Genomic DNA, 26,549 nt, shown 5'->3' on the forward strand with positions numbered 1-26,549 from the left:
AAATGCTCTTTTTCCAAACTAGATGGCTGGGCAAACCTCAGCTTGCTGAGGTTTAGCGCTTGCCTTTGGGGAACTGTTCGATACCAGCCCAACCGTAGAAAACCAGCTCGTCGTTCTGAACTCGGCAGCGGTCTACTCGCAGTTGAGTGCCTTCTAAGGCAAATTTGTCTAAGTCTAGCAAGTTATTTACGTGGGCAATTATAGCTTGGCCCAAGTCTACTGCTTGCCCGTCACCGCCGTAAGTAACGCTGACGAATTGGATTTTGCGTCTGTCTTCTACTTGCAACTGAGCTGTAATATCTATTTTGACGGGTTCGCTGGCCTCGCCTACGGTAATTTCGGACTGAAGCCGAATTGATTTGTCGGTTCCGAAACTGACTTCAGTGTTTTGAAAGTGCAGAGATTGCTCTTGGTACTTCAGCTTCTGGAGTTTTTCAACTACAAAAGGTGTATTGAATGAGGTGGTTAAATCCGATCGACTTAAGACTACTCGCATATTTGCCTGGGTAGGCTGCCGTAATTTCACTTGACCTGCAAAAATCGCCCCAAAATCAATGGAGAGTGCTTGCAGATAGAGTTCCATCACTTCTATGCGAAGGCCGTTGTACATCAACATACCTTTGCCAACGAAGTCGAAACCGTCGATGCTTCCCTGCAAGAGTTTGGCTACTGGTTCGACTCGGATGTTGGCCTCGGCCTTTTCAGAACGCTTGAATAAGGCTGCGATCGCAGCTCCTGCTACTTTACTAACAAGGCGATCGCCACTTTGACCTTGAAAGGATGTACCGCTAAACAAAGCTGCTACCATTTATTCGTTTGCTCATCTACAGTCGCCATTATAACCTCATATTAAGAAATGTAAAAATTGCTTGTGCTTATTCACCTCATAAGCAGATCTTGTTTTTTGTCTGTCTTCAAAACAACATTGTTGAAATTTAAGGGCTCAGGGGGGTGCCTTGGAGACAGGCGCGATCGAGCAAAGCTCCATCCCAAAGGGTTTGTTCCATCATGGCGCAAAGCAAATTAGCCCCGGTCAAGTTAGCGCCGCGCAGTACGGCTCCATTCAGGATCGCTTCTTCCAAGTCAGCTCCCGATAAATCAGCGCCGGATAAATTGGCATGGCTCAAATCGGCACCAAGCAAAATTGCCCTAGCCAAAGCAGCGCCCCGCAAATCGGCGCCGCGCAAATCGACACCGCTCAAATCCAAATTGCCGATGGATGCCCCCGTCAAAAAAGCACCCCCAAAACTGGCGTCGCGGACTAAAGCGTTAGCGAAGGAAGCTCCCCGCAAATCGGCATTCCGAAAATCTGCCCCTCGCAGGTTGGCGCCGCTCAAGTCAGCGCCGCGGAGGTTGGCTCGCAATACTGCCCGCTGCAAGTTAGCGCCGGCGAGATTAGTTCCACTCAAGTTGGCTTGAGACAAGTTAGCACCGGCGAGATCCGCTCCCGCTAAGTCTTGGCCGGCTAAATCAGTGCCGGCCAACATCAAAATTTTGCCTTTGCGTATGGCTTCGAGGTCATTAGTCATTAGTCAGTTGTCAGTTGTTGGTTGTCAGTTGTTGGTTAACAGTCAACAGTCAACAGTCAACAGTCAACAGTCAACAGTCAACAGTCGAGTTATTTTATAATGCCGGAGCGGCCGAGGTCGTTCGATCGCCCTCCTCCAACCACACGTTAGGCAGTTGGCTTGGGCGAGTTGGTAACTCCATCAAACCAATTTCTGTCATTCTGACGACGTTGCTGAGAGTTTCCAGCAAAGCCGGATCGAAGCGAGTGCCCGACAGTTCGCGGCACTGTTCCAAAGCTTCGCTCAAACTCAAAGCCGGACGATCGCCACGCGGTTGAGTCAATTCTTGAAAATCAGCGACCAACCCCAAAATCCGCGAAGCAACGGGTATGGTTTCGGCTCGCAAACCCTCTGGCCTGCCGCTGCCGTCCCAATATTCGAGTTGGTGCTTGACAATTTCCGCCACAGGTGCTAGTTCCGGCATTGCTTGCAGCAGTTGGGAACCAATGAAACTGCGATCGCGCCAAAATGATAAAGTTGCTGGGTCAAAAGCATCGGGAGTGCGATCGAACACCTCATTCGGGGCCGAAATTAAGCCGACTCGAAATAGCAATCCAGCCAGCCGCAGCCTCCGCAACTGCAAAGCCGGCAAATCCAGCAGTTGACCCAAAGTTTCCGACAAAGCCGCCACCTGCAAGGACGCTGTAGGATTTGAGGTATCGCGTTCGTCCACGCGCTGGGCCATTCGCAGAAAAGCTTGAAGTTTGTTAGCGTTCAAATTACGACTGACACGCAAAGCTTGACCTTCCAATTCCCACAACTCGCGGGTTTGGCGGTTAATTGCTACCATTTGCTGCTGAGAACTTTGCAGGTAAGTGACTATCCGCGATACCACGCCACTAATGTCGGCCAAGGGCGGGCCTTTGGTTGCCAGGATTTCGTGGTGCATTTCCAGCAAAGTGTCTGCCAGAGGAGAGTTGTAATGTCGCGTCTGTTCTATAAAAATTTCTGCTGCAGCCGACACCAAAGACTGGTCAAACGACCACAAACCGTAGAACTTTCGTTCTGTATCTACTTCTGGCTTGCCCTCGGGCAAGTATTCCCGATCTGAAAGTTCGCGACAAAGCACCATTGCTTTGTATGTCGGGGCGAGGATGATTAAATTCCATTCTTGGATTATGGGGTCGTTTTCATCGAGATTTATTAAAGATACATTTTCTAATTGCCCGGTTTTGTGGGTAGCGAAACCGCTGTCGGCTACTGCACCTATGACAACGCGCCTAGAGGCATTAGCAATATCTAGGTAGCGATCGGCTTCCTGTAAATACCATTTACCCTGCTGAAACGTTACCAAAACTAAGGGTTGGAGTTCGCTCTTGTCCCCGCCACTGGTTTGCAAGATGTGGTCTTCTAGGGCGTGACATAGGGCTACTAGGGTGTTTTTGAAGTATACCCCGTAGCTAGAAGGCAGTTTTCCGTCGGGAAGTGTAGCTTGTAGTCTAGCGAGAGTTGATTCTGGATTCATTGCAAATGGCGGTGCCGGCTCTTAACTTAATTGTACCGGGCGATCGAACTTCTCGAAAAGACTTTTGGCAAAAATCCGAGTTTTTGAGTTTTCACCGCTTTGCAACCGAGTCAATCGATTTTAGATTTTAGATTTTAGATTTTAGATTTTAGAATTGAAGCATTGACCCCACCGATAAATACGTTCGGCAAGTTTCATCGGATACAGGTTTCTTATTTCACCGGTCCTGAGTCTGCTTTCGGAATGAATCTGGGGGCTTGTATGCTGGATGCTTTCGGGCAATGTAGAGTGCGCCGAAGACTACCTGATTAATTTTAGCAATTTTCTGGAAACCCTCTGTCTTTGGCTAAGTTTTTTTCAGACGAGAAACCAGCCGAGAGGAAGACGGTAAATGACTTAGGTATTAACTACTATTTTGAAAACAATATTATTAGGAATTCTGAGCGTGCTTCAACAAAATAGAAGTTTAGGGGAACAGGCGATCGACAAAGTGGCAGAGATTGCTATTACGAGCAAATTAGACGAATCCGAAACTTTGTCTGTCACAGTCAACACCGATCCGATCCAGCTAGCCCAGGGCTCAGTAGAGGCCGTTGCCGTTGAGGGCACAGGGTTGGTAATGCAGCAAGATTTGCGCGTGGAAGAATTGCAAATTCACGTCAAGGATATTGCTGTCAATCCCCTCACCGCTATGTTTGGCAAAATTGAACTGAACGGGCCTGCCTTCGGTGGGGCGCGCGCAGTTTTAACAGAAAGCGATATCAACCGCGCTTTTAATTCCGAATACATCAGCAGGAAACTGAAAAACTTAAAAGTTACTGTTGACGGACAACTGCGGACAATAGACGTTAAAACTATTGAGTGCCAATTGCTAGCCGGAAAAATCGCTTTAAATGCTGAGATATGGGTGCAGGAAACTGCCTCCAATGAAAAAATTTATTTTACAGCAAAACCTGAGATCGCAGCGGGCGGTTGGGCAATTTCTCTTCAGGATGTCGAGTATCCCGAAAACAAGGAATTTTCGCCGGAGTTAACTGAAGCTTTGGCGGACAAAGCTGGTGAGGTTTTAAACTTGCGAAATTTTGAAATTGAGGGAATGTCCCTGCGAATTCAGCAGCTAAATGTGGAAGCTGGTGTGCTAACTTTGCAAGCTGAAGCGAAAGTCGAACAATTCCCTAATTAGGAGCTTGTAGGGTGGGTCAGAAACAAAAAACTCTTCAATTCCTCCAACTATTGGAACTGGCGCACCCTATGATTATGCTTGGCTTTGGAAAAATAGCCGCCGTTGATGAAATCCCTCTAAAGTTATAAAAAAGTCGATAGCAACTGGCACCAAAGTATCACCGCCGTTAGAGGCAGGGATGGGGACTTAACTTTTACTCTTAACAAGTAGTAGTAAAAATTTGGAAAAGTTTTGTGAACACTGTAACTGCTTTTTTTAAAAGACTGCGTATCGGTCAATTTTTGAGTCAATTGTTGACTGTATTTATGGCAGGTGTGCTGCTGTTTACCAGTACCGCTTGCAATGCGGGCGATGTTCGAGGAGCTCGGCCTGAGAATCCTCCCGTTCAAGCTGGAGGAATGAATAACCCTCACAAGGGTGGCGGTGATGGATACACGAATTATAAAACCTCCACAGATCCTAAAGTAAATCAGTCCCCTGCTCAAGCAGAAAAGAATCGGGCTGATTTGGCGATTATCGGCGATCGTCTCCTGGCTGCGACTACCGCTGAATCTAATTCCTCAAAGCTGCTTTATCCGGGTTCTGCACCGATGGAAACTGACAAGTTCGACCTCGAACTCGGCGGAGATAAAACTCTGTTAGAAGCGCCAGACGGACAGCCGGCTAAGGCTCAACCCGTATTCGATCGCAGCGATCCCGATGCCAATATTTTAGAGAGAGTAGGCGCCGCCTTTAAGGATGCTTCTGGTTTCCTCCAAGATAGCGCTGAAGATGCCAAGGAAAGCTCGGTTACGAAACTCAATCCGCTGCAAAAATAAGCTAGCATAACTGGCGCGGTATCGCCGATTTGTAGGGGTTTTTTCAGAATAGCCCCTACACTATATTCACAAGTATTTATCCAGAAATTCTATATCTGTCTTGGACGCAGAATCTCTAGGTGCGCTGGACGCACCTTACCCTATATTAATCCTCTAAAATTACTTTTTTCGTAAGTCCTGTATATCTATGGTGCTTATGGCGCACCTTACGTTATATGTATCATGTAAAACTACTTACTTTTTTCGTAAGCCCTGTATATTTAGGATGCTTAGGGCGCACATTACCGATATTTGATATTTTAGATGGGGATTTTAAATTTCTAGGACTTGTGCAAAAAATGGGAAAATGAACCATTGAAATTGCAGCGCTCCGGCTGGCAATGACAAACTCGCACTGACCGAGTTTTCTCATTAATTAATGCACAAGTCCTGCTTTTATTCCTCTAAAGAAACTTTGTTTTATTTACCTTTGGAGTCAGAAACATCAGCAATCAAATCGTCTTTATCAACTTTCGGTACAAAATCAGGGCGTTCTTTGGATTCCCAACCGGGTGGGCGCTTGGAGTTGTACCAGGCGATCGACCCGATCGTAACTGCGGCAACAAAGCCAACACCAAGAACTGCTATTGGAGCCGTCAAGCTGACACTTGATTCCGGCACTGGCTGCTGCATCAGCAGATCGATCGCTACTCGCTTGATGGGTGCAACAAGAACTCCCATAGGAGTTGTCAAGCTGATATCTATCATTAAGCTAAATCCTTATCTACTCTACTTTTACATTATCTTAAGTGCTAATGCCGTCTGGTTGATATATCGGAAGACAGAAAAATTGACAGAATTGCCGTCATAATGTTTAGAGGTTGAAAATAGGAGAGCTGATTTTATGCGGTTGGGGACAATAGCATTGCTGTTGGCTGCTAGTTTCAGCTTGGGTGCTTTACCGCTAACGGGATGGGCGGTGCGAGTGTTTAGCCGCCGAGATTTGAGGGCGCTGGGCACGGGGAATGTGGGCGTGTCGGCTGCTTTCATTCATGGGGGTAAACTAGCGGGCATTGCTGCGGTGTTGGCGGAAATTGCCAGAGGTATTGTGCCGGTTTTGGCGGGGCGATTTTGCTTCCCGGATGCACCTGCGATCGCACTTGCCCTGTTAATTCCTCTAGTTGCGGGCAGATATGCGATCGCCGGAGGTGGAGGCGTGACCAATGCTGTTTGGGGTCTTTTGGTATTTTCGCCGCCGGTGGCTGTATCATCGGGCATTTGGGGGCTGCTGGTGTGGGGTTTGGCACAGCGGTGGTGGGGTGAGGGCGATCGGGCGAGACTCTTTGCTTCCCGTTGCGGGTGTCTGTGTACCCCAATCTGGGTTTGGGTGTGGCGACAATCAATGCCCGAATTTTTAGCAGCAGCAGGATTAGCCTTTTTACTCTTCACAATTAGTCTTCGTCAGGGTGATGATATGGCTTTATCTAAATCAGAGCAATTGTTTTCTCTTGATGATTCGTTAGATGCTGCAATCTGTGGCGATAAAGCTGCTAAATTGTCTCAACTCAAACGCGCAGGTTTTAACGTACCTTCTGGTTGGGTATTATCACAAGAAGCGGGCATCGGGCATCGGGCATCGGGCATCGGGCAGCGAGGAAATAGTGATGAATTGTCAATTTCCAATGCTTCCATTCACAATCTAAAATCCAAAATCCAAAATCGAATGATTGTGCGTTCTTCTGCTGCGGGAGAAGATGGCGATACGAGTTCTGCCGCCGGACAATATCAAACTATTGGCCCTGTTTTCACTGAAGCAGAATTACTCGACGGCATTAATCGCTGCCGCCAGTCTTATTGGACTTCCGAAGCTGTTGCTTACCGCCGCCAACGACAACTCCCCGATACCCAAATGGCTGTATTAATTCAGCCTTATATTGACAGCGAATTTGCGGGAGTGATGTTCAGTCGCAATCCTTTAGATGGCGGTTCCCAGGTAATTATAGAAGCTTTACCGGGAGGAGCAGAAGCTGTTGTCGGCGGACAATCTACTCCGGTTCATTTAGAAATTGATTTTAGTAAACCTGAATCATTAGAAAACAAATTAACTGAACTTCAAAGTAATTCAATTATTGCTCAACCCATTTTAGCAGAATTGGTGAAACAAGCCCAAGCGATTGAAGCATTTTTTCACGGAATCCCGCAGGATATTGAGTGGAGTTGGGACGGGGAAAAAGTTTGGATTTTGCAAAGCCGCCCAATTACAAATTTACAGCCGTTTTGGACGCGCACTATTGCAGCAGAAGTGATTCCCGGTGCAATTCGCCCCCTAACTTGGTCGATTAATCGGCCGCTAACTTGCGGGGTTTGGGGGGAGATTTTCAAGGTGGTTTTGGGCGATCGCGCCAGTGGCTTAAACTTTAATGAAACGGCAACTTTGCTGGGTTCTCACGCCTATTTTAATGCGACTTTGTTGGGCGAAATTTTTCGGATGATGGGATTGCCGGAGCAGGGTTTGGAATTTTTGCTGAGAGGGCAAAAGATGGGCAAGCCGCCTTTGGGGAAGATTTTGCCTTCTTTGCCTGGTTTGTGGCGTCTGGTGCAGCGAGAAAGGGCGCTCAATGCAGAATTTAAGGGCGATCGTAGTTCTATTTTCCTCCCGGCACTGCAAAGTTTGGAGAAGGAAGAAGGAAGAGGGAAGAAGGAAGAAGGAAGAGGTTGGAGCGAAGAAGAAATATTAATGCCCAATGCCCAATGCCCAAGGCTCGATTATCAATATTTGTTGGAATTGTTGGAGAGAGCGGAGCAAATTCAGGAGTGGCTGAAACCGATTACTTACTACAATATATTAGGGCCGATCGGGCTGGCTATTCGCAAGGCAATTTTTCGCGTTAATGATGACTGGCTGGCTAATGACAGCGCTCCTGAAATTGCTTCGGTGCAAGCTTTACAGCAGTTGGCTCAGAAATTGCGACAAGCTGGTGTTTCGCAGTCTGACGAAACTGGTTCAGTCGCAGATTTAGCACAGACATTTGCGGAAACTCCGGCTTTACAAGCAGATTTGGAAAAGTGGCTTGATATTTACGGATATTTGAGCGAGGTGGGAACGGATATTGCTGTTCCTACTTGGCGAGAACAACCGGAAGTTTATCAAAAGTTGCTAATAAATATGGCTCAAAAAGCCGAAAATAATTTAGTTGAAAAGCGTGAAACAAAATTGACTTTTTCGCAGAAGTGGCGATTAGATAAATGTCAAGAAAGAGCGCTTGTCAAAAACGAGATTAGCGAAATTTACGCGCGGTTGTTGGCTCATTTACGGTGGACTTTTTTGGAGATTGAAGCTTGCGGATTGGCAATGCAGGTGTTTCAGGAAAGCGGGGATATTTTTTATCTGGAATTTGGGGAAATTCAGCAGTGGATTCGCAGCGGCGCGAGTGTTTCTTTTCAGGATACAATTAGCCAAAGGCGCGATCGCCTGGTAGCCGATCGCGATCGCCCGATTCCCCCTGTAGTCTACGGCAATTTGCTGCCGAATTCTCAGACAAGGGCGATCGACTCCGCAACATCGGAAACTAATATCATCCAGGGAATTCCAGCAAGTATTGGTAGTGTCGAAGGCTTTGTCAAGATTTGCCGCACTGCGAGCACGGATTTAGGAGAAAATGCGATCGCAGTAGTTCCTTACACCGATGCAGGTTGGGCACCGCTGCTATTAGGAGCAACAGCAATTATCGCCGAAGTTGGCGGCCAACTATCTCACGGAGCAATAATCGCTCGCGAGTACAAAATTCCCGCAGTTATGAATATTGCTGAAGCTACAACTCGCTTCCGAGACGGTCAAAAAGTGCGAGTAGACGGGTATCTCGGCACTGTAGAACTGCTGGAATAATTAGGAACAGGCAAGATGCCTGTTCCACAAAGAGTTGATTTCTTGTGGAACAGGCATCTTGCCTGTTCCTAAAAAGATTATTGAAAATGGTGCAACATCTCAGCAATCTCGTAAACCCGTCCCAACTTTCCTAGGCTGTTAAGAAATTCTGGAGAACATAATTCCCCAGATTTCTACCCGCACTCAAACCATTTACGTTAGCACTCATGAAATGAATCCCTCCGTAAATTCGACTTATACCCGATTCGTCGGCCGCTTCGCTGAAGTTCTCGTAGGTTCGCAAAGTGTTGACAGATGGATCGCCTCGATCGGCAAAGCCGTAATCTGAACCAAATACAGCACTCATAACAGGATCGGCGGCACCACTAAAGGTACTGTGGCCCGAGGTATACTCAGGGAACGGCGGAGTAGTTAGCAGAGGCGTCCACAGGGGGTCGGCTGTCGTGTTGGGATTGTTGTCTGTGTCAGCTTGGCGGATAGCTGTCAGCGGCCGCCATAAATTGTACTGGTACTTGGCATCCCAGCAACTAATAGCTGCATCGGCGAGAGCAATATTCAGCAGGGCGAATAAGCGGGCGCTATCTTCTAAGGATTGACCAGTGAGAGTCGCTGTTTCTTCGGCGATTTGGTTCCAGTGACCCGGAGGGGTAAACGTCCCAGCGCCGTTGGCCCAGAATTTGGCGATGACTGTTTGGTCTGGGGTGCGTGTGAGGCTGTCACTTTTGCCGATTTCTTGGACGTAGTTAACTTCCTCTGCGTACTTCGCGCTGTCAAGGGCGGGCGGGCCGGGCGGGCGGAACTGAGAACCGCTAGTCATGGCAAAGGGAGTAACTTCTCCCCACTGTGGTGCCAGCGGGGCGGCAAGGGCGGGGGGAGTCGGAACCCAACTGCCAAGGTTGCTTGAGGGGTTGTACTCCACTACTTTGGCGATGCCGTCTGTATTCCGCAAACTGATAATTTGGTCGGCAACTTGCTGTCCGAGGGCAATCCCGTCTTCTTTAGCTTTGCCATCGGTAATTTTAGCTAAAGACGATGCGTATACTTCGTTGAATGTGGCTGCTTGCGCTGGGTAGACGCTGACTAAGACGCGATGGGCGGCTGCGGCGGTGGCAGCTTCTGCTGATGTGCCTGCTGGTGCATCTATGTTGACCTGGTAAGGGCTGTATTTTTTGCCGATCGAGTTAACAGCATCGTAAATGGCTGCGTGAACCATTGCCATGTTGCGGGAGGCCAGAGGAGGCGCACTGTTGGCTGTCCGCACTGCATTCAGCATGACTCCGTTCCACTCAATGACAGGGTTTCCCGATAGCTGATTGGTGAATTGGTCGCGGTTGATTGTGTTGCTGTTGACTCCCGGTAATACTACTAAATACTCGCCCGTGAGTTTGTCTTGAATTATGGTGCTGTTGCTGTTAGCGCCGGTGCCTTGCTGGATGTTTAAATCTTCAAAGCCCAGGCCGTCTAGCAATCGAATTTTGTCATTGCCGTTGCCGAAGTCGGCGATGTTATCGGCTGTGGCTAAAGTTGGGCCGCCGCTGCCTTTAGCAATGGCAAATATATCATCGCCTGTGCCGCCGCTCACGGTATCGCTACCGGCGCCCGCATAGATGATATCGTTGCCGGAATCGCCACCAATTAGGTCGCTGCCTTTGCCTCCCCAGAGGATGTCGTCGTCTGCACCGCCAATGATAGTATCGTTGCCTTGGTCGCCGCAGATTTTGTCTTTGCCGACATCGCCTTCGAGATAGTCGTCTCCGCTGTTGGCATAAATTATGTCGTTGCCATCCAAAGCGTTAAATCTGTCTGGTTGGGTGGTTCCTTCGAGATAGTCAAATTGAGGACTAGGGGTCAGGGATGCCATGTTGATTTATTGGATATTTTGATTAAATCGCAAAGGTTTCGTAAACTCTGTAGATGCTTAAGTCTGTTTACCCCAGATTTAATATTATTAAACTTTGTTGTTCGTAAGCAAACGCCACAATAAAGGTTTATTAAATCTTTAACATTTAATGGGTTTTTGATGAACTTTTGCGCTGTAAATGTAAGTCAAAATACTCTTTAAAAAAGTTCCTCAAACAGTCCCATTTTGTTAAATCTTTACAAAAAAACATTTTTTTTAAATTTTTATATAACCCCTATTCCCATATCATAAATGAGCGGATTGTGTAACGGACTAAGTAGATATTTATTAAGCACTCCTCAAAGCTGCGATCGGGTCGAGTTTGGCGGCTTGGCGGGCGGGGACAACGCCGAAGAAGAGGCCTACTGCACCGGATACACTGACAGCAAGGGCGATCGCCACGGGTGATATTCCAGCTTGCAAAGGCGTGAAATTACCTACAAGCAAGATACCACCGACACCTACGCAAGTACCGACTATCCCTCCGGCAGCGGATAAAATCACAGCTTCGACAATAAATTGAAACAAGATATCTTGTTGAGATGCGCCGATCGCCTTTCTGAGCCCAATTTCCTGAGTGCGTTCGCTAACGGACACAAGCATAATGTTCATAATCCCAATTCCGCCGACTAATAGGGAAATGCTGGCAACAGCAGTTAACATCAGAGTCAAAGCGCCGGAAATGGCCCCCATTCTTGCCATTAAATCTTTCTGATTTCTGACAGTAAAATCATCTTCGGTAGTAATTTTGTGCCGCAATCTCAGCAAGTTTTCTACCTGAAATTGCGCCGCGTCCATTTGCGATTCATCTTTAATCGAAATAAATATCGACGTGACAGCCAAACCGTAGGGAGATTTGCGCCCGACTATGCGATTGGCCATTGTGGTGATCGGCACAGCGGCGGAATTATCAAAATTCGTACCAAAAGATGTGCCTTTGGGCGCCAATACTCCAATTACTTTGACGCTGACATTTTTGATCCGCACTTGTTCGCCCAAGGGATTTGTATTGCCAAAAAGTTTCTCGGCCAATTCTGAACCGAGCACTACAACTTGGTTACTTTGCTTAACATCAAGTTCGGTCAAAAACCGCCCTTTTGCCATTTCAAAGCTTCTAACTTCTAGAAACTCTGGAATTGTGCCAAAAATTAGAGACGAAACATTTTTGTTGCTGTAGCGAACTATTTCAGAACTGTTAAGTTCTGCTGACACGCCTTGAACGGATGGGACTTGAGTTGCGATCGCCTTTGCGTCTGGCAGTACGAGAGTTTGAGGCGCACTTGAGATGGTACTTCGCCTCGCGTTGGGAACTCCAGGCCTCACGATTAATACATTTGTACCCAGGGATTGAACTTGTCCTGCTACAAATTTTTGAGCTCCTTCTCCAATTCCAATCATCGCAATTACTGAGGCATTGCCGACAATCATCCCGATCATTGTTAAACTGCTGCGAGTTTTGTTGGCTAGTAGCGTTTGACCCGCCATTTTGACGCTTTCAATAAAATTCATAATTTGGGAATTGGGAATTGGGAATTGGGAATTGGGCATCGGGCATCGGGCATCGGGCATCGGGCATTGGTAATTGAAACCAACAAATAACCAATGACTAATGACTAATGACTAATGACTAATAACTAATGACTTCTTAAGCACTTCTCAATGCCACAATCGGGTCGAGTTTAGCAGCTTGTTTTGCAGGTACGATGCCGAAAAATAAGCCGATACTGCCGGAAACACCGACTGCAAGTGCGATCGCCATTGGGGAAACACTAGCTTGCAGGGGAGTAAAAGCAGCGACTAAAAGCACGCCGCCGATACCGAATCCAGTGCCGATCGCCCCGCCTGCCGCTGACAAAATCACAGACTCGATCATAAACTGAATTAGGATATCTTGCTGAGAAGCTCCGATCGCCTTTCTCAATCCAATTTCCTTCGTGCGTTCGGTAACAGAAACCAGCATGATATTCATAATCCCGATGCCGCCTACAAACAGCGAAATTGCCGCCACGAAAGCCAGCATCAACGTCAAAGCACCAGTAATACTGCCCAAAGTATTCATTAAATCTTTCTGGTTGCGAACAGTAAAATCATCTTCTTTTGTAATTTTATGACGCAACCTGAGCAAATTTTCTATTTGAAATTGGGCTGCTTGCATCATACTTTCATCTTTAATGGAAACCGAAATAAATGTTACTTTTGTACCGTAGGGAGACGAGCGACCTACGATCCGATTTGCCATTGTTGTCAGCGGCAAATAAACATTCATATCTTGATTGTCGCCAAAACTTGAGCCTTTCGCCTGCATGACACCAATCACTTGAAAAGTCGAGTTTTTGATGCGGATGTATTGACCAAGTGGCGGTGTATTACCAAACAATTGTTCGGCTGCTTCCGATCCTAAAGCAACCACATTTTCCTGTCTTTCTAAATCTAATTTGTTTAAAAATCGACCTTGGGCAACATCAAAGCTTCTGACTGTCAGAAACTCTGGGGTAGTTCCGACAATGGAAGATGAGACATTTTTGTTGCGGTAGGTAACGAGTTGACTATCATTGAGAGTTGGTGCGACTTCTTCGACAGAAGCAACTTGAGATGCGATCGCCTCTGCATCTTCCACTACTAAAGTCTGGGGCGGAATCACCGGGCGGCTTTGTGCTTCAGGACTTCCGGGAATAATAAATAGCAAGTTTGAACCCAGAGAGTTAACCTGTCCTTCGATAAATGTTTGAGCTCCTTCGCCGATACCGATCATCGAAATGACAGAAGCATTGCCGATGATAATTCCTAACATCGTCAAGGTGCTGCGAAGCTTGTTTGCCATCAAAGTTGTGACAGCCATTTTGACGCTTTCAACAATATCCATAATTCGATTTTAGATTTTAGATTTTCGATTTTAGATTGGGGATTATTCGATTTTAGATTTTCGATTTTCGATTTGGGATTGGATTATTCGATTTTAGATTTTAGATTTTAGATTTGGGACTGGGATTATTGGTGTCAACTTAATATTTAAACCCATAATAAACTCGCTTGTAGCCGAGTCTAGATCCCCTAACTCCCCCTTATTAAGAGGGACTTTGACCAAGAATTTCTTGATGGTACAAGCCCCCGGATTTATCCGTGGAATCAATCCAAAATCTAAAATCTAAAATCCTTGCGTCCCCCGAATTTATCTCGCGCAAGTCAATCCAAAATCTAAAATCTAAAATCTAAAATCGAATGACTGCTCTTGTCCCCCCCTTAAGAAGGGGGGTTAGGGGGGATGTCCGGGGAAAGAAAACACCCTAGAGCGATCGAGATAAATAAGGCCCCCTGCCCTGTGGCCCATGCCCTATGCCCTATTTCTGATTCTTGATAATATCCTCCAGCTTTTTACCTTGAGGAAGTTCGGTAAAAACGCGATCGCCCGCTTTTGCACCCTCCAAAATCTGAATCTTGTTGCCAATAGTCGATCCAACCGTAACAGGCTTAAACTGCGGCTGTTGTTTCTCATCAGGAACCAGCACACCCGTTTGACCTTTATTAGTCACAATTGCCACCGTCGGCACAACTAAAGCATTGCTCAGCTTTTGACCAACAAATCTCAAATCTACATTCATCCCCGATTGCAGCGAATCTTTGCCCGTATCAATGGCAACTCGCACTTGAAATAGCGTCACATCCCGTTCCTTAACAGCTTCCGGCGCAATTAATTTAACGCGACCTTTAAACACTTTATCTGGATAAGCATCAGCCACTATTTCAACTTCTTGACCAGATTTAATTTGACTGATATCAGCCTCCGGGACTTTCGCCAAAACCTCCACATCTCTAGCTAGAGCGACAATCGATGTCGAAGTTGCCGAAGTAGCTTCCGATGCCGAAGTGGCCGGAGTTACAAAAGCTCCTTGAATGGCGTATCTTTGGGTAATAATTCCAGCAAAAGGAGCGCGAACTTTCGTATCTTCTAACTGCACTTCTTGAAAGCGTACTTGAGCTTGAGCTTCCTCTAATTCAGCTTGAGCTTGAGCTATTTCTTCCGGGCGAGAACCGTTTTCTTGTGCGGCCAATTGACTTTTGGCTTCAGCAACTGCTGCTTCGGCTTTGGCGATTTCTTCTGGACGGTTGCCGTTTTCTAGCTGCGCTAATTTGCTTCTAGCTTCGGCAACTTCTGCTTCGGCTCTCGCAATTTCTTCGGAGCGCGTGCCGTTTTGCAATTGGTTCAATGCTTGCTGCTCGACTTGCACAGCAGCTTGCAGTTGCTGAATTTGGGACTCCCGACTTTCTTGCAGTTGTTGCAGGCGTTTTTGAGATTCTATTAATTTAGCTTGGGCAGTGCGATTTTCTTTAATTAATTCATCCAGTTTATCTTTAGCCAGAGCACCTTCTTCAACTAAAGGTCGGTTGCGTTCCACCCGTTGAGCTGTTAGTTCGGCTTGGGCTTTACTCGAGTCAATTTGCGTTTGTGCTTGGGCAATTTCTTGTTTTACACTACCAGTTTGAGCGTCTGCTAAACGAGCTTGAGCTTGGGCTAAACGAGCTCGCCCTTGGCTGACTTCTTCAACGCGGCTGCCGGCTCGCAGTCGCTGTAAGCCAGCTTGAGTTTGCTGCAAGCGGGCTCTGGCTCCTGCAACTTCTTCAACGCGGCTACCGGCTTGGGCTTGCGCGAGACTGGCCTCGGCTTGCTCTAAGCGCGCTCGGGCGCTGGCGATGTCTTCCGATCGATTTCCTGCTTCGATTTTGGCCAGTCTAGCTCGCGCGCTGGCTTCGCGGGCTTTAGCTTGAGCGAGTTGAGCTTCTACATCGCGGCTTTCCATGCGGGCCACGATTTGTCCTGCTTCGACTTTATCGCCCTGTTCGACAAATAATTCTGCGATCCGGCCGGAGCCTTTGGGGCTGAGATTCACGCGCTGTACGGGCTGCACCGTGCCGCTAGACGTGATCCGCACCGTGAGGTTTTGCGCTTCCACCGGCACTGTCATAGTGGCGATCGCATCTACTTTCGGCTGCGATCGGCTTTTTGCTATATATATTGTGGTCGGTACAGCTAGCAACCCGGCTGCAACCAACCCAATCGCCCACCGCTGCGGTTTGCGCGCGGGTTTCTTCGGAGACTGCTTTTGGGCGGTTTTTTTATCTGCAATTTTGGTCTCTGCGGCCTTGGTGTCTACAGTCTGATTGGTGTCTACAGTCTGAGTATCTTCCACCTTGACCTGAGCAGTTTCCTTTTTAGGGCTAACGATCATACCGACTCACCTAATTTAATCTCAGGATTACCTTAAAGGTAAAATTTTTGCTGATGCTTGGCATCGTCTTTCAGACTCATCCGATCGGGTGATTTCAAAAAAGTTCCCCAACCCGCACCTGTAAACAATTATAGCTAATCTTTGCAAGTTATTAAAAAATGTTAAGTTTTTTCAGCCAAAAGAGGTGGATCTAAACAAAATCGCTCCCGGCTGCTGGCAAATAAAAATATATTTTAATAAATAATATCATTTTTGGGAGATCGGGGCGTGATCCTCAGCAGCAACAAAGGCCGATCGGGCAGCGGGCGATCGACTAAACTCGGTCATTGCCGACTCGTGAGCCCCTCGCTGCGGGATATATGCCAGTGCGAATCTCGCAACGGCACACTATGGACACACTTATTCTCATAAACCCGGTTTCACGGGTAGCGGTGCGTAAACCCTGAATCCATATCAGCCCTGTGCCCACAACAGGGTAAAATGTTTTCCAAATCCCCTTAAAAATGGAAAATAAACAAAAATGAATCGTCCTCAAAGCGTTACCGTTCTGGCAATTTTGCAGCTAATTAGCGGCATTTTCAGCCTCCTTGACGGCTTGTTCATCTTACTTTTTGCTGGCATTTTTGGTGGTCTCGGTGCGGCTTTCGGCGGGGCAAAAGTTGGCACTGTAATTGGCGGCTTCATTGCAATTTTTGCTGGAATTAGTTTTATTTTAGGTCTCCTCTCTTTACTCTTAACTTGGGGTTTGTTTCAACTCAAAAATTGGGCTTGGACGGGAACGTTAATTGTCCATATCATCGCCACCCTCGCGCAAATTGTCAAAATGTTTGGCAGCGGCGGTACAGCAGTCAATTTTTTAACTCTGGGTTTTGCAGTAGCTAGCATTTACTACTTGCTGCGGCCGGATGTTAAACAAGCATTTCGTGTCTGATATCCTTTTAATTAACGGTACTGAATTCTCGGATCTAAAAAAGCATAGGAAATATCAACCGCCAGATTAATCAGTACAAAAGTCACAGACACAAAAATTACTCCACCTTGGACTATTGGGTAATCCCGCGTCAGAATACCGCTATAAATCCAAGAACCAATTCCCGGCCACGAGAAAATCGTTTCCGTCAGAATAGCGCCGCCTAAAAGAGTGCCGAACTGCAAACCGATAGTTGTGACGATCGGCAAAAACGCATTTTTCAAAGCGTGTTTCAAAATCACCCAATATTCCGGCAATCCCTTCGCCCTCGCAGTGCGGATGTAATCTTGAGAAAGCACTTCCAGCATCGCAGAACGAGTGATGCGAGCTATAATAGCCAGAGGAATAGTTCCTAAAGTCAAAGCTGGCAGGATTAAATGGGCGATCGCATCCCGCAAAGCCACCAAATCCCATCTCAGCAACGCATCCAAAACATAAACACCCGTAATCGACTTAAAACCAAACCCTAAATCTACACTAATGCGCCCGCTAGGAGGTAGCCATTTCAGATAAACAGCAAACAAATAAATCAACATCAATCCCAACCAATACACCGGCAAAGATACGCCAATTAACGAACCACTCATCGCTAGATTGTCCAGCCAGCTATTTTTCCGAACAGCAGCCAAAATCCCCGCCGGAATTCCGATAACCAGTGCCACCAACATCGCCACCACAGACAGTTCAAAAGTAGCAGGCCAGCGACTTGTAATTTCATCAATTATGGGGATACCGCTAATAATGCTATTTCCCAAATCCAAGCACAGCAAACTCCATAAAAACGCAAAATATTGCAAAGGTAAAGGCTGATTTAAACCTAATCTCGCTCTCAAAATTTCCACCTGTTCGGGAGTTCCCCGTTCTCCCAAAAGCACTGTAGCTGGGTCTCCTGGTATCAAATGCAAAAAGATAAATACTAGCAGAGTGATTCCGAAAAGGACGGGCAATAGTCCTAGTAAACGTTTTACAATATAATTAATCATGTTTTTTATATAGATTCTATCGGCTCGGATTTTACGGCTTTTTCACATATTATTATATGATTGGTAGGTTTTTTTTTATGAGCAATATTTGGCATGACTAAAAATATAGATAAACCCGCCCTTTTTTAGGGAACCACCAAGAGAAGAGGGCGGGTTTTTGAGATTGTCGGTATTAGGGCTATATTGTTGGTAAAACCCGCCCCTACACAATTAGATACAAGGAAAATCTGCCATATTCAAGACTTACTAACATCCTCAAAAGACTCAGACCCCAAAGGACTCGGAATCCAACCTTGAATATTCTTGCGTTTCCCTAAAAGCGGCTGTGAATGTACGATCGGCAAACGCACAGCTTCCCCATGCAAAATCTCGCTAACTTCCGCATAAATTTTCGCCCTAGCTGCTTTATCGCCACTCGCCCTTCCCCGATCCAAAAGTTCCAGAACTTTCGGATTTTTCCAATTTCCCAAATCCGCCGTCGAACCCGGCCCGAAGTGAGGATAATAAAAATTGTCTGGATCGCCATAATCTCCTGTCCAACCCAACATAAAAGCTTGAAAGCCGGGAGGTTTGAGCCGATCGGCTAAATAAGCAGACCAATCCTTTGTCAGCAATTTTACCCGAATCCCGATCGCGCTCAAATCCGCCGCCAAAGCCTCAGCAATCGGCTTCGGCGTGGGAAAATATGGACGGCTAACGGGCATATACCACAAATCCAAATCAAAACCGTTCGGATAACCGGCTTTCGCCAGCATTGCTTTAGCTTGCTGCGGGTTAAATTCATCATCTTTAACTTGATTTGACGCCGCCCAATTCAGCGCAGGCGGGAGAAATTGCGAATCATGTTTTCCGAGTTCTCCCCAGAAAGCTTTGACTATTGCTGGCTTGTTAATTGTTTGGGCGATCGCCCGCCTGACTTCCGGTTTTGACAAAGGTTCGTAACTCGGATTTAATGCTAAATAACCGACATTAAAAGAAGGTCGCACAACAGCTTCTAAATTAGAATCTCCCTGAACTTCTTGCAATTGATCCGGCGTTAAATCCACAGTAAAATCAAGTTGTCCAGCTCGTAGCTGAGCCAGTCTCGCCGCCGGATCATCAACAAAACGAATTACCAATTGATTGACTTTTGGCGTACCCGTTTTCCAATAATTCGGATTTTTCTCCAAAACAATGCGATCGCCCGATCGCCATTCCCGAAACACAAAAGGCCCCGTCCCCACCGCCAGCGACCCCGGAGTGCCGTATTTAGCACCCGCTTTTTTCACCGCCGCCGGACTCGCCATCCCGAAATAACCCGACCCAATCGCCGACGGAAAAGCAGCAAAAGGTCGATTTAAAACAAATTTAATTGTAAACTTATCAACAACCGTCACATCTTTTACTAAAGAATCTTTTTCTCCCTTAAAGCCGGCAAAAAGATTTTTCCAAATCGGATAATTCTTGCCCGCTTCTCGAAAACCGTTAGGATTTTTCGCATCCCACCAGCGATCCACATTAAACTTAACAGCTTCCGCGTCAAAATCCGTACCGTCGTGAAACTTTACCCCGGAACGCAACTTAAAAGTCCAAGTTTTACCATCTTTAGAACTTGACCATTCAGTAGCGAGACTCGGCTCAATTTCCACAGTTCCCGGTTTAAAATCAGTCAAGCGATTGTAAATTTGGTCGATAACAATCACCGAATTGCCATCAGTAATATTTCCCGGTTCCAGATTAATCGGCGGCCCGCCCGCACCGTAAACTAAAGCCCCAGCCGGAACCGGAGCAGGAGTTGTCGGACTTGGAGAATTATTGCTAACAGTGTTTGAAGGAGTGCCGCAATTTGATAAAATTACAGCCATCCCAAAAACTAGACCTAATAAAAATAAACGCCAGGGTTTTAACAATATCATTTCAATAGCTCCAGTTTAATAGAAAATTATACTCATATCAATAAATTATAATTTGCTCTTTCTCTCCCCTCTGTGGTCTCTGCGTTCTCTGCGGTTCATTTAGTAAATTCTCTATTAACAACCCATCTAAATTAACAAACCAAATAGAGCAGCCTGATGATATCATGCTGGAGGGGAAAATATCAAGACACACCTTTACATTAGGCGACGCAGCCAGCATGAGAGCTAACATTTCCGGCCCAGCTAGATGGGTCATTCGATTTTAGATTGTAGATTTTAGAGTTACTCCCTGAATCTAGGGGGAGCATAAACATTCCTTTCCTCACCCAAAAGATTTTTGAATATCTGCATATAACAACCCGATTCGGAATTCAAAAACATCAATATTTCTCTCTTTTCTCTTTTCTCTTTCTCTGCGCCCTCTGCGCCCTCTGCGGTTAAAAAAAAAATCTACTTTACTTCAAGCAATAGGATGGCTATAGGCGATCGCACCCACCCTACAAATCAAAACTCTCTTCACCAATACTTCCCAGTTCCCCGCTACCCAGAAACTCTTCCTCCTCTACTTCCTCACTCCCCGACTCGAAACTTTCCACCACAAACGGCAAACCCGCCGCCATCAAACCCCGTTGAACCAGTTCCGGCGTTTCCTCAAACAAAACAAATAGCGGATGAACAGCCTCAGCTTCATCGCTGTAAATATGTCTGTAGCGGTGTGGCATCACCCATTCGTAACCTTTATCCAGCCAAACCTGAGACTGCCGCCAGCGGCCGAGCAACTCAGAAAACTCTTCGCCCGGACGATGAATGAAAATCAAAATTTCCACTCCAATTTTAACTTTCCATTCAGGATCGCACATCAAAATCGCCAAATCGCAGGGCAAACAAACTGCCTGTCCGGGCGATATGCTAGTGCCGCTGCTTCCGGCATAAGAAACCCCGTCCCGCAAGCGCGCAATTGGCAAAGGAATTGTGATTAAACTCTCATGGGCGCGGCGGATACTCGGAATCATTTCCATGTAAACCCGATATTTTTTCAGCAGGGCGATCGCGGCAGAAGATTCGCTGTACTCTGCTAGTAAAGTCTCGTAATGTGATTGTTTAACAGACATATTCAAACCAAAGAATAAGTAATTACTAATTGCTGCTAATTGCTAATCTATCGCTTCTCGTTACTAGGAAGACCCCATTTGTGACAACTTAAGCTCAAGTTCCCCCCTTCGGAGAACTTGAGCTTGCCTCCAGGCCTTGCTGTGTAACGCGAACAGCGATTGAAGCATTTATGGCTATGGGCTACAAATGTCGGGAGAATGCTTACAGCCTTTTTATTTACAAGGTTTGAGCCATGTGCAGTCTCAAGATTAAGCCCCATACGATGCCTCTTTGTTATTTTATGCCGCTCGCCTGAACTTCATCAGAGCCAAAAAGGTAATCTGGTCTGTAATGTTTGACTCTGGGAGCAACATCAGACGTGAGAGTGTCAATTCCCCAAGCTCAAGATCGCCATCCGGCAATCTTAGCGATCATAAGATTGCTCATAAGTCAACATAAAACCTAAATTTTTACAAAAATCGGCTAATTTTAAAGACTTGCTAAAGCAATGAGGGGTTGTACCCCCCACAAGTTAGAGTCAGATATTATAGATGCACCCTGATGGCTTTCCCGTTCCACAAGAGCGGGATTTTTATTATTGGAAAGCCGGAGCGTTAAGTTTCACGCTACTACAGATAAAATGACGTGGGGATGCCAAGATTAAAGATATAGCAGAGCTAAAGCTCAAACTAGGGCGCCGATCGAACCTCACCCCTAACTCTGCGAAATAACCCAAAGGCGGTAGCATAGTTTGGGAAACGGCATCAACTGAAGATGAACTTAGCGCCAGCAACAGTCCTGCAACAGGGCAAATACACAATTAACGCGACTTTAGGGATAGGAGGGTTCGGCATCACTTACCGAGCTATCCACACCCATTTAAACCAAACCGTCGTACTCAAAACCCTCAACGAAAGTCTGCGCCAACACCCAGAATCTGCCCAATTTCAGCAGCAGTTTATTGCCGAAGCCCAACAGCGATCGCGGTGTCAGCATCCCAACATAGTCAGGGTAATCGACTTTTTTGAAGAAGCCGGACAGTCTTTTATTGCAATGGACTACATTCCGGGCCAAACTCTCGCCCAAATAGTCGAAACCGATGGGCCGCTCCCAGAAGCCCAGGCCCTGCACTATATTCGGCAAATAGCCTCAGCCTTAAGTACAGTTCACCACAGCGGATTGCTGCACGGAGATATCAAGCCAGAAAATATTATCCGGCGAGCCGATTCTCACGTAGTAATGTTAATAGATTTCGGAATTGCTCGCGGCTTTACCGCCGGCACCAAGCAAACCCACACCAACTTGCTCTCCCCTGGGTACGCGCCGATCGAACAATACCTCCATGACGGTAAATGTACATCGGCCACTGACATCTACGCGATCTCCGCCACCCTCTACTACTTACTCTCCGGCGTGGCGCCCGTAGCAGCACCCCTGCGCGATCGCATTCCCTTGACTGACTTACGGCAATTTCAGCCCAACCTCAGCCCAGGAATCGAGCGAGCCATCCTTCAGGGACTCGAAATCGACCCCCACAACCGCCCTCAGACAGTGGAAAATTGGCTCACCATGCTGCAAGAAACAGAGCGAGTATCAGTAAAAAGAAAAGGCAAGCAAAGTCTAAGATTGCCCGCACCTCCCCCGCCGCAGTTGACTTTTGTGGCATTTGTGGTAACGGCTGCAATTGCAGGCTGGATGGGTTTTGACCTAGCATCGCACTACAACAGCACCAGTCTCAGTAATAGTCCCAAAATTGAATCCTTCCCATCTCTCGAAGATTTGCTCAAATCCCGCGATTTATCAGAGCCGATGTTCGGACAGCCGTCTGTCGAAAGCACCCCTCTCTACCCCATCGAACTCAACAAGCTCCCCAAACCCCCCTTAGACAGCAGCAACATTCCCGAACAAATCGAGTCCTCAGAAACTAGCGCCGAACTTTCTGAGTCTCCAAACGAGGAAACTCCCGCCCCAGATCCCGAAGCGGAATCTGAGCCATCCCCGGCGCCAGAACCCGCAGAGGAGCCTTCTGAGTCCCTCATTCCAGAGCCTCAAACCGAAATCGAGCCAGAGCCCGAACCAGAAGCCGCACCGGTACCGGAAGTTGCGCCCCTGCCTCCAGAACCGCCCGCCCCACCCGCCCCACCTGCCCCTGAGAGTGCTAGCGCTGAAACCTGGCCGTCGTCGGAATCCCCGTCACCAGTAATAGCCTCGCCGATCGAGCGATCGCCTGAGCCTGCAATACCAAGCGGCAGTGACAACTATTCAGATAGTTCGATCGCACCTGATTCACCACCCCCTGTGGCAGATCCCACAATGCCTTTTCCCGAACCTGCGACAAATTAGTATGGTTTTTGTTGGTTAAAAGTGCGGACAAATACTTGGTTTTATGAGTCAGCAAATATCCGCTCAGTAGTTGAGATAATAAGGCCCTACCTAGCCAACGACTATCTTCCAAAAACTTCCGTCGAATCTGAAAATCCCAACAGTCGCCGTCTGAGTTTATCGAATATTTCCTATTCCCTCGGCAATCTAAATGCCCGCAAAAAATTGCAGGACTGTTTTCTATTTGGATTTAAATTATGTTATAATATGTGCGCGGCGCTGAGGTGGTGTGATGTCGCGTATTAATACTGCCAAGCTGCAAACATTTTGGTACAAAGCAACCCCAACCTCGAATTTGAGCCAGTGTAAGCGACGCTTTAGGGCTACGCCGTGGCGCGTTAGACTGTTCTAAATCTCAAGAATCCCATCTCCGACACTCGGGGTGGGAGTGTCAATTCCCCCAAAATTCCTTCCTTTGGGAGCAAGCATCATCGGGGACAAGCAAGTTATAATTTGTTGCGGAAGCGCACAGAGATTTTTTGTCAGGAACTCAGGGCTAAAGCCACTGAGCTTGTAATTTCTTACAAGCTGTTCTGACCAGACCCCTCTCAGGAGGAGACGTTATTCAGGTCACGACACTCCTTGAGTGCGACGCCAGTTTTCCGCTCTGTCATCTGCAATTAAACAGTTTTAAAGTCACGCTCGACAGTGTTGCAGGTCTAACAAGCCTTTATAACCAGGTCTGCACGAACATTACCCCGCAAGGGAGGAAGGAGACAACTGTATCTCCATTGGAGGGGCAACCATACCCCTCTAACCCCGAAAGGGGATTCAAGGCGGTTGAAACCGCCGAGTCGTTTTCCTCTCAGGTCTAAAGACTCTGAGTTTCCCACTTACCGAATATTTTTTATGAGTAAACCCCCAGTTCATGCTTTTTTTGTAGGCAGAGCACTTGCCGAAGCACTGTACGAGCAATTAGAAAGCGCGGCCACCAACGCTTTCTCTGAACTCGGCAAATTTGACGCAGAACAAAGAGAACGCCTGCGGCAGTTCACCGATCGAGTTGTGGAACGGGCCAATAGAGCTTCGGATGAGGCGATGCAGACCAGAACTGGCACCGATCGCACCACCACCATTCAAGACATCCATCCCGCTGATTTGCAAGCGACTATTGACGAGCTGCGCGCCGAAGTGGCTCTGGTGCGATCGGAATTGCAGCGTTACCGCAGCAGTTTGCCCTAGGGATCGACTCGACCACAACTATTATTTACAACGTGAGCGCACTGCTTTGCGCTCCTGCGCTCCTACTTTCAATCAAAGCAACAACATAAAATAAGCAATTTGGGAACCCAAGTGTCTGCTCTCCTTGATGACTCTGTTAATCGCCAGCGCTCCCCCAAGCACACTGGCGAAGCCGATGAGCAAAAAACTCCTAGTAAATCCTACAAAAGTAAAGCTTATCGCTGGAATCGCGAAAAATACTCCCGGAAGCGGCGCTTCTTCGACATTTGGGCCTTTGTCTTGCTCTGGCTGGCTTCGCTGTGGCTCGACAGCAAAAATTGGAGCTACTGGGGAGGCGTGACTGAAGAAAAGAAAGTTGCCAGACGGCGCTTTCAAGCTATCTGGGTTCGAGAAACACTCTTGGATTTGGGGCCAACTTTCATTAAAGTCGGCCAATTATTTTCCACCCGCGCCGACTTGTTCCCCGCAGAGTTTGTCGAGGAACTTTCTAAGCTGCAAGATAAAGTGCCTGCTTTCAGCTACGAGCAGTTAGAGGTAATTGTCGAGCAAGACTTGGGCAAGACTGTTCAAGAACTCTACCGCAGCTTTGACCCGGTGCCCCTGGCTGCTGCCAGTCTGGGTCAGGTACACAAAGCTCAACTGCATTCGGGCCCGGAAGTGGTGGTCAAGGTGCAGCGGCCGGGACTGCGGAAACTGTTCGAGATCGATTTGCAAATTCTTAAGGGAATAGCCCGCTACTTTCAAAACCATCCTAAGTGGGGCCGCGGCCGCGATTGGATGGGGATTTATGAGGAATGCTGTCGCATTCTGTGGCTGGAAATTGACTATCTCCATGAAGGCCGCAATGCTGATACTTTTCGCCGCAATTTTAGCAACTGTGACTGGGTGCGGGTGCCGAGGGTTTATTGGCGGTACGCGGCTCCGCGAGTGCTGACTTTGGAATACCTGCCGGGGATTAAAATCAGCCACTACGAAGCTTTGGAAGCGGCCGGTATCGATCGTAAATTAATCGCTCAGTTGGGCGCAAAAGCTTATTTGCGCCAGTTGCTCAACGACGGCTTTTTCCACGCTGACCCACACCCCGGCAACATCGCAGTTAGTGCTGACGGTTGTCTGATTTTCTACGATTTTGGCATGATGGGGCAAATCCAGTCGAACGTCCGCGAAGGACTGATGGAGACGCTCTACGGCATTGCTTCCAAGGATGGACAGCGGATTATGGATTCTCTGATCAATTTGGGAGCCTTGGTGCCTACGGGTGATATGAGTCCGGTGCGCCGCAGCATCCAGTATATGCTGGATAACTTCATGGACAAGCCTTTTGAAAATCAGTCTGTGAGCGCGATTACCGACGACCTTTACGATATTGCCTACAATCAACCTTTTCGCTTCCCAGCTACTTTTACTTTTGTAATGCGAGCTTTTTCCACCATCGAAGGGGTGGGCCGAGGTTTAGATCCCGAGTTCAACTTTATGGAGGTGGCACAACCTTTTGCCATGCAGCTTATGACTAATGGAAATGGCCATGATACAAGTAGCAGCATTTTTAATGAAATCGGCCGTCAGGCGGCTCAGGTGAGTTCGAGTGCTTTGGGTTTGCCCCGCCGGATTGAGGAGACTATTGATAAACTCGAACAGGGAGATTTGCGGATTCGCGTCCGTTCTGCCGAAACAGAGCGTTTGCTCCGCCGGATGAGCAGCGCTCAAATGGGCACGAATTATGCTTTGCTGATGAGTGCTTTTACTTTGTCGGCGACAATTTTGTTTGTCAGCAATCAGGTCTGGCCGGCTGTCGCTGTTGCCGTGCTGGCTGCGGGTGCAGGGTTGGCTCTTATGCGTTTGTTCAAGCGGATCGATCGTTTAGACAGGATGTCATAATGGGGCAATTTGGGATTTGAAATTTCAGGTTTGAGATTTCTCGCCAGCCAAAATTTGACCTCGAATGTTAAGTTTTGGCTGCCATACCACAGATTGCTAAAATTTACAACACTTACGCGCTTTGAGGCGAAAAACCCGGTTGC

Annotated in this window: 18 protein-coding genes; 7 read left to right on the top strand and 11 right to left on the bottom strand. The window is 47.3% G+C overall.

The window, feature by feature from the left end; all coding sequences use genetic code 11:
* Positions 1-52: 52 nt before the first annotated feature.
* From QUB51_RS07880 to QUB51_RS07890, 3 genes are all read right to left on the bottom strand, one after another.
* Positions 53-808: a DUF2993 domain-containing protein gene (locus QUB51_RS07880; protein ID WP_333245476.1), complete on the bottom strand. Its 756-nt coding sequence runs from the start codon at positions 806-808 to the stop codon at positions 53-55.
* A 127-nt stretch (positions 809-935) separates the two neighbouring features.
* Positions 936-1,529: a pentapeptide repeat-containing protein gene (locus QUB51_RS07885; protein WP_333056070.1), complete on the bottom strand. Its 594-nt coding sequence runs from the start codon at positions 1,527-1,529 to the stop codon at positions 936-938.
* Positions 1,530-1,623: 94 nt separating this feature from the next.
* Complete coding sequence (locus QUB51_RS07890; protein ID WP_333260525.1) at positions 1,624-3,033, bottom strand: HD domain-containing phosphohydrolase; 1,410 nt, start codon at positions 3,031-3,033, stop codon at positions 1,624-1,626.
* Positions 3,034-3,478: 445 nt separating this feature from the next.
* Here QUB51_RS07890 and QUB51_RS07895 point away from each other — a divergent pair, with 445 nt between their 5' ends.
* The gene (locus tag QUB51_RS07895) at positions 3,479-4,216 is read left to right on the top strand and encodes a DUF2993 domain-containing protein (protein WP_333056068.1); all 738 of its coding nucleotides are present in this window, start codon (positions 3,479-3,481) and stop codon (positions 4,214-4,216) included.
* Positions 4,217-4,449: 233 nt separating this feature from the next.
* Complete coding sequence (locus QUB51_RS07900) at positions 4,450-5,034, top strand: DUF6658 family protein (RefSeq protein ID WP_333056067.1); 585 nt, start codon at positions 4,450-4,452, stop codon at positions 5,032-5,034.
* A gap of 459 nt (positions 5,035-5,493) precedes the next feature.
* Here the strand turns inward: QUB51_RS07900 and psb35 are convergent, their stop codons facing one another.
* Positions 5,494-5,706, bottom strand: a complete 213-nt coding sequence (gene psb35 / locus QUB51_RS07905; RefSeq protein WP_332981549.1) for a photosystem II assembly protein Psb35 — start codon at positions 5,704-5,706, stop codon at positions 5,494-5,496.
* A 211-nt stretch (positions 5,707-5,917) separates the two neighbouring features.
* Here psb35 and QUB51_RS07910 point away from each other — a divergent pair, with 211 nt between their 5' ends.
* A complete protein-coding gene (locus QUB51_RS07910) occupies positions 5,918-8,899 on the top strand; it encodes a glycerol-3-phosphate acyltransferase (protein WP_333260529.1) in 2,982 nt (993 codons plus the stop codon).
* Between the two features lie 130 nt (positions 8,900-9,029).
* Here QUB51_RS07910 and QUB51_RS07915 read toward each other — a convergent pair whose 3' ends face one another.
* The 4 genes from QUB51_RS07915 to QUB51_RS07930 all read right to left on the bottom strand — a co-directional run bounded on the left by QUB51_RS07915 (position 9,030) and on the right by QUB51_RS07930 (position 16,024).
* Positions 9,030-10,760: a chemotaxis protein CheB gene (locus QUB51_RS07915; RefSeq protein ID WP_333209480.1), complete on the bottom strand. Its 1,731-nt coding sequence runs from the start codon at positions 10,758-10,760 to the stop codon at positions 9,030-9,032.
* A gap of 327 nt (positions 10,761-11,087) precedes the next feature.
* Positions 11,088-12,308, bottom strand: coding sequence for an ABC transporter permease (locus tag QUB51_RS07920; protein WP_333056109.1), 1,221 nt, complete (start codon positions 12,306-12,308; stop codon positions 11,088-11,090).
* Positions 12,309-12,444: 136 nt separating this feature from the next.
* Positions 12,445-13,662, bottom strand: a complete 1,218-nt coding sequence (locus QUB51_RS07925) for an ABC transporter permease (protein ID WP_333056064.1) — start codon at positions 13,660-13,662, stop codon at positions 12,445-12,447.
* Positions 13,663-14,137: 475 nt separating this feature from the next.
* A complete protein-coding gene (locus QUB51_RS07930; protein WP_333056063.1) occupies positions 14,138-16,024 on the bottom strand; it encodes an efflux RND transporter periplasmic adaptor subunit in 1,887 nt (628 codons plus the stop codon).
* 520 nt (positions 16,025-16,544) lie between these two features.
* Between QUB51_RS07930 and QUB51_RS07935 the strand changes: the two genes are divergently transcribed.
* A complete protein-coding gene (locus tag QUB51_RS07935) occupies positions 16,545-16,955 on the top strand; it encodes a hypothetical protein (protein WP_333056062.1) in 411 nt (136 codons plus the stop codon).
* An 11-nt stretch (positions 16,956-16,966) separates the two neighbouring features.
* On the opposite strand, the gene QUB51_RS07940 is transcribed toward QUB51_RS07935, so the two are convergent.
* The 3 genes from QUB51_RS07940 to QUB51_RS07950 all read right to left on the bottom strand — a co-directional run bounded on the left by QUB51_RS07940 (position 16,967) and on the right by QUB51_RS07950 (position 20,984).
* Positions 16,967-17,977, bottom strand: a complete 1,011-nt coding sequence (locus QUB51_RS07940; RefSeq protein WP_333056061.1) for an ABC transporter permease — start codon at positions 17,975-17,977, stop codon at positions 16,967-16,969.
* A gap of 236 nt (positions 17,978-18,213) precedes the next feature.
* The gene (locus QUB51_RS07945) at positions 18,214-19,872 is read right to left on the bottom strand and encodes an ABC transporter substrate-binding protein (protein WP_333056060.1); all 1,659 of its coding nucleotides are present in this window, start codon (positions 19,870-19,872) and stop codon (positions 18,214-18,216) included.
* Positions 19,873-20,369: 497 nt separating this feature from the next.
* Positions 20,370-20,984: a hypothetical protein gene (locus tag QUB51_RS07950; protein ID WP_333056059.1), complete on the bottom strand. Its 615-nt coding sequence runs from the start codon at positions 20,982-20,984 to the stop codon at positions 20,370-20,372.
* 754 nt (positions 20,985-21,738) lie between these two features.
* Between QUB51_RS07950 and QUB51_RS07955 the strand changes: the two genes are divergently transcribed.
* The 3 genes from QUB51_RS07955 (at position 21,739) to QUB51_RS07965 (ending at position 26,406) form a co-directional block, all read left to right on the top strand.
* Positions 21,739-23,307, top strand: coding sequence for a serine/threonine-protein kinase (locus QUB51_RS07955; protein WP_333056058.1), 1,569 nt, complete (start codon positions 21,739-21,741; stop codon positions 23,305-23,307).
* Between the two features lie 888 nt (positions 23,308-24,195).
* Positions 24,196-24,528 carry a DUF6825 family protein gene (locus tag QUB51_RS07960; RefSeq protein ID WP_333056057.1) on the top strand — a complete coding sequence of 111 codons (333 nt, stop codon included), beginning with the start codon at positions 24,196-24,198 and terminating at the stop codon, positions 24,526-24,528.
* Positions 24,529-24,639: 111 nt separating this feature from the next.
* Positions 24,640-26,406, top strand: coding sequence for an AarF/ABC1/UbiB kinase family protein (locus QUB51_RS07965; RefSeq protein WP_333056056.1), 1,767 nt, complete (start codon positions 24,640-24,642; stop codon positions 26,404-26,406).
* The last annotated feature ends 143 nt before the right edge of the window (positions 26,407-26,549 follow it).

Source organism: Microcoleus sp. AT8-A3 (assembly GCF_036705675.1).
Taxonomy (GTDB): Bacteria; Cyanobacteriota; Cyanobacteriia; order Cyanobacteriales; family Microcoleaceae; genus Microcoleus.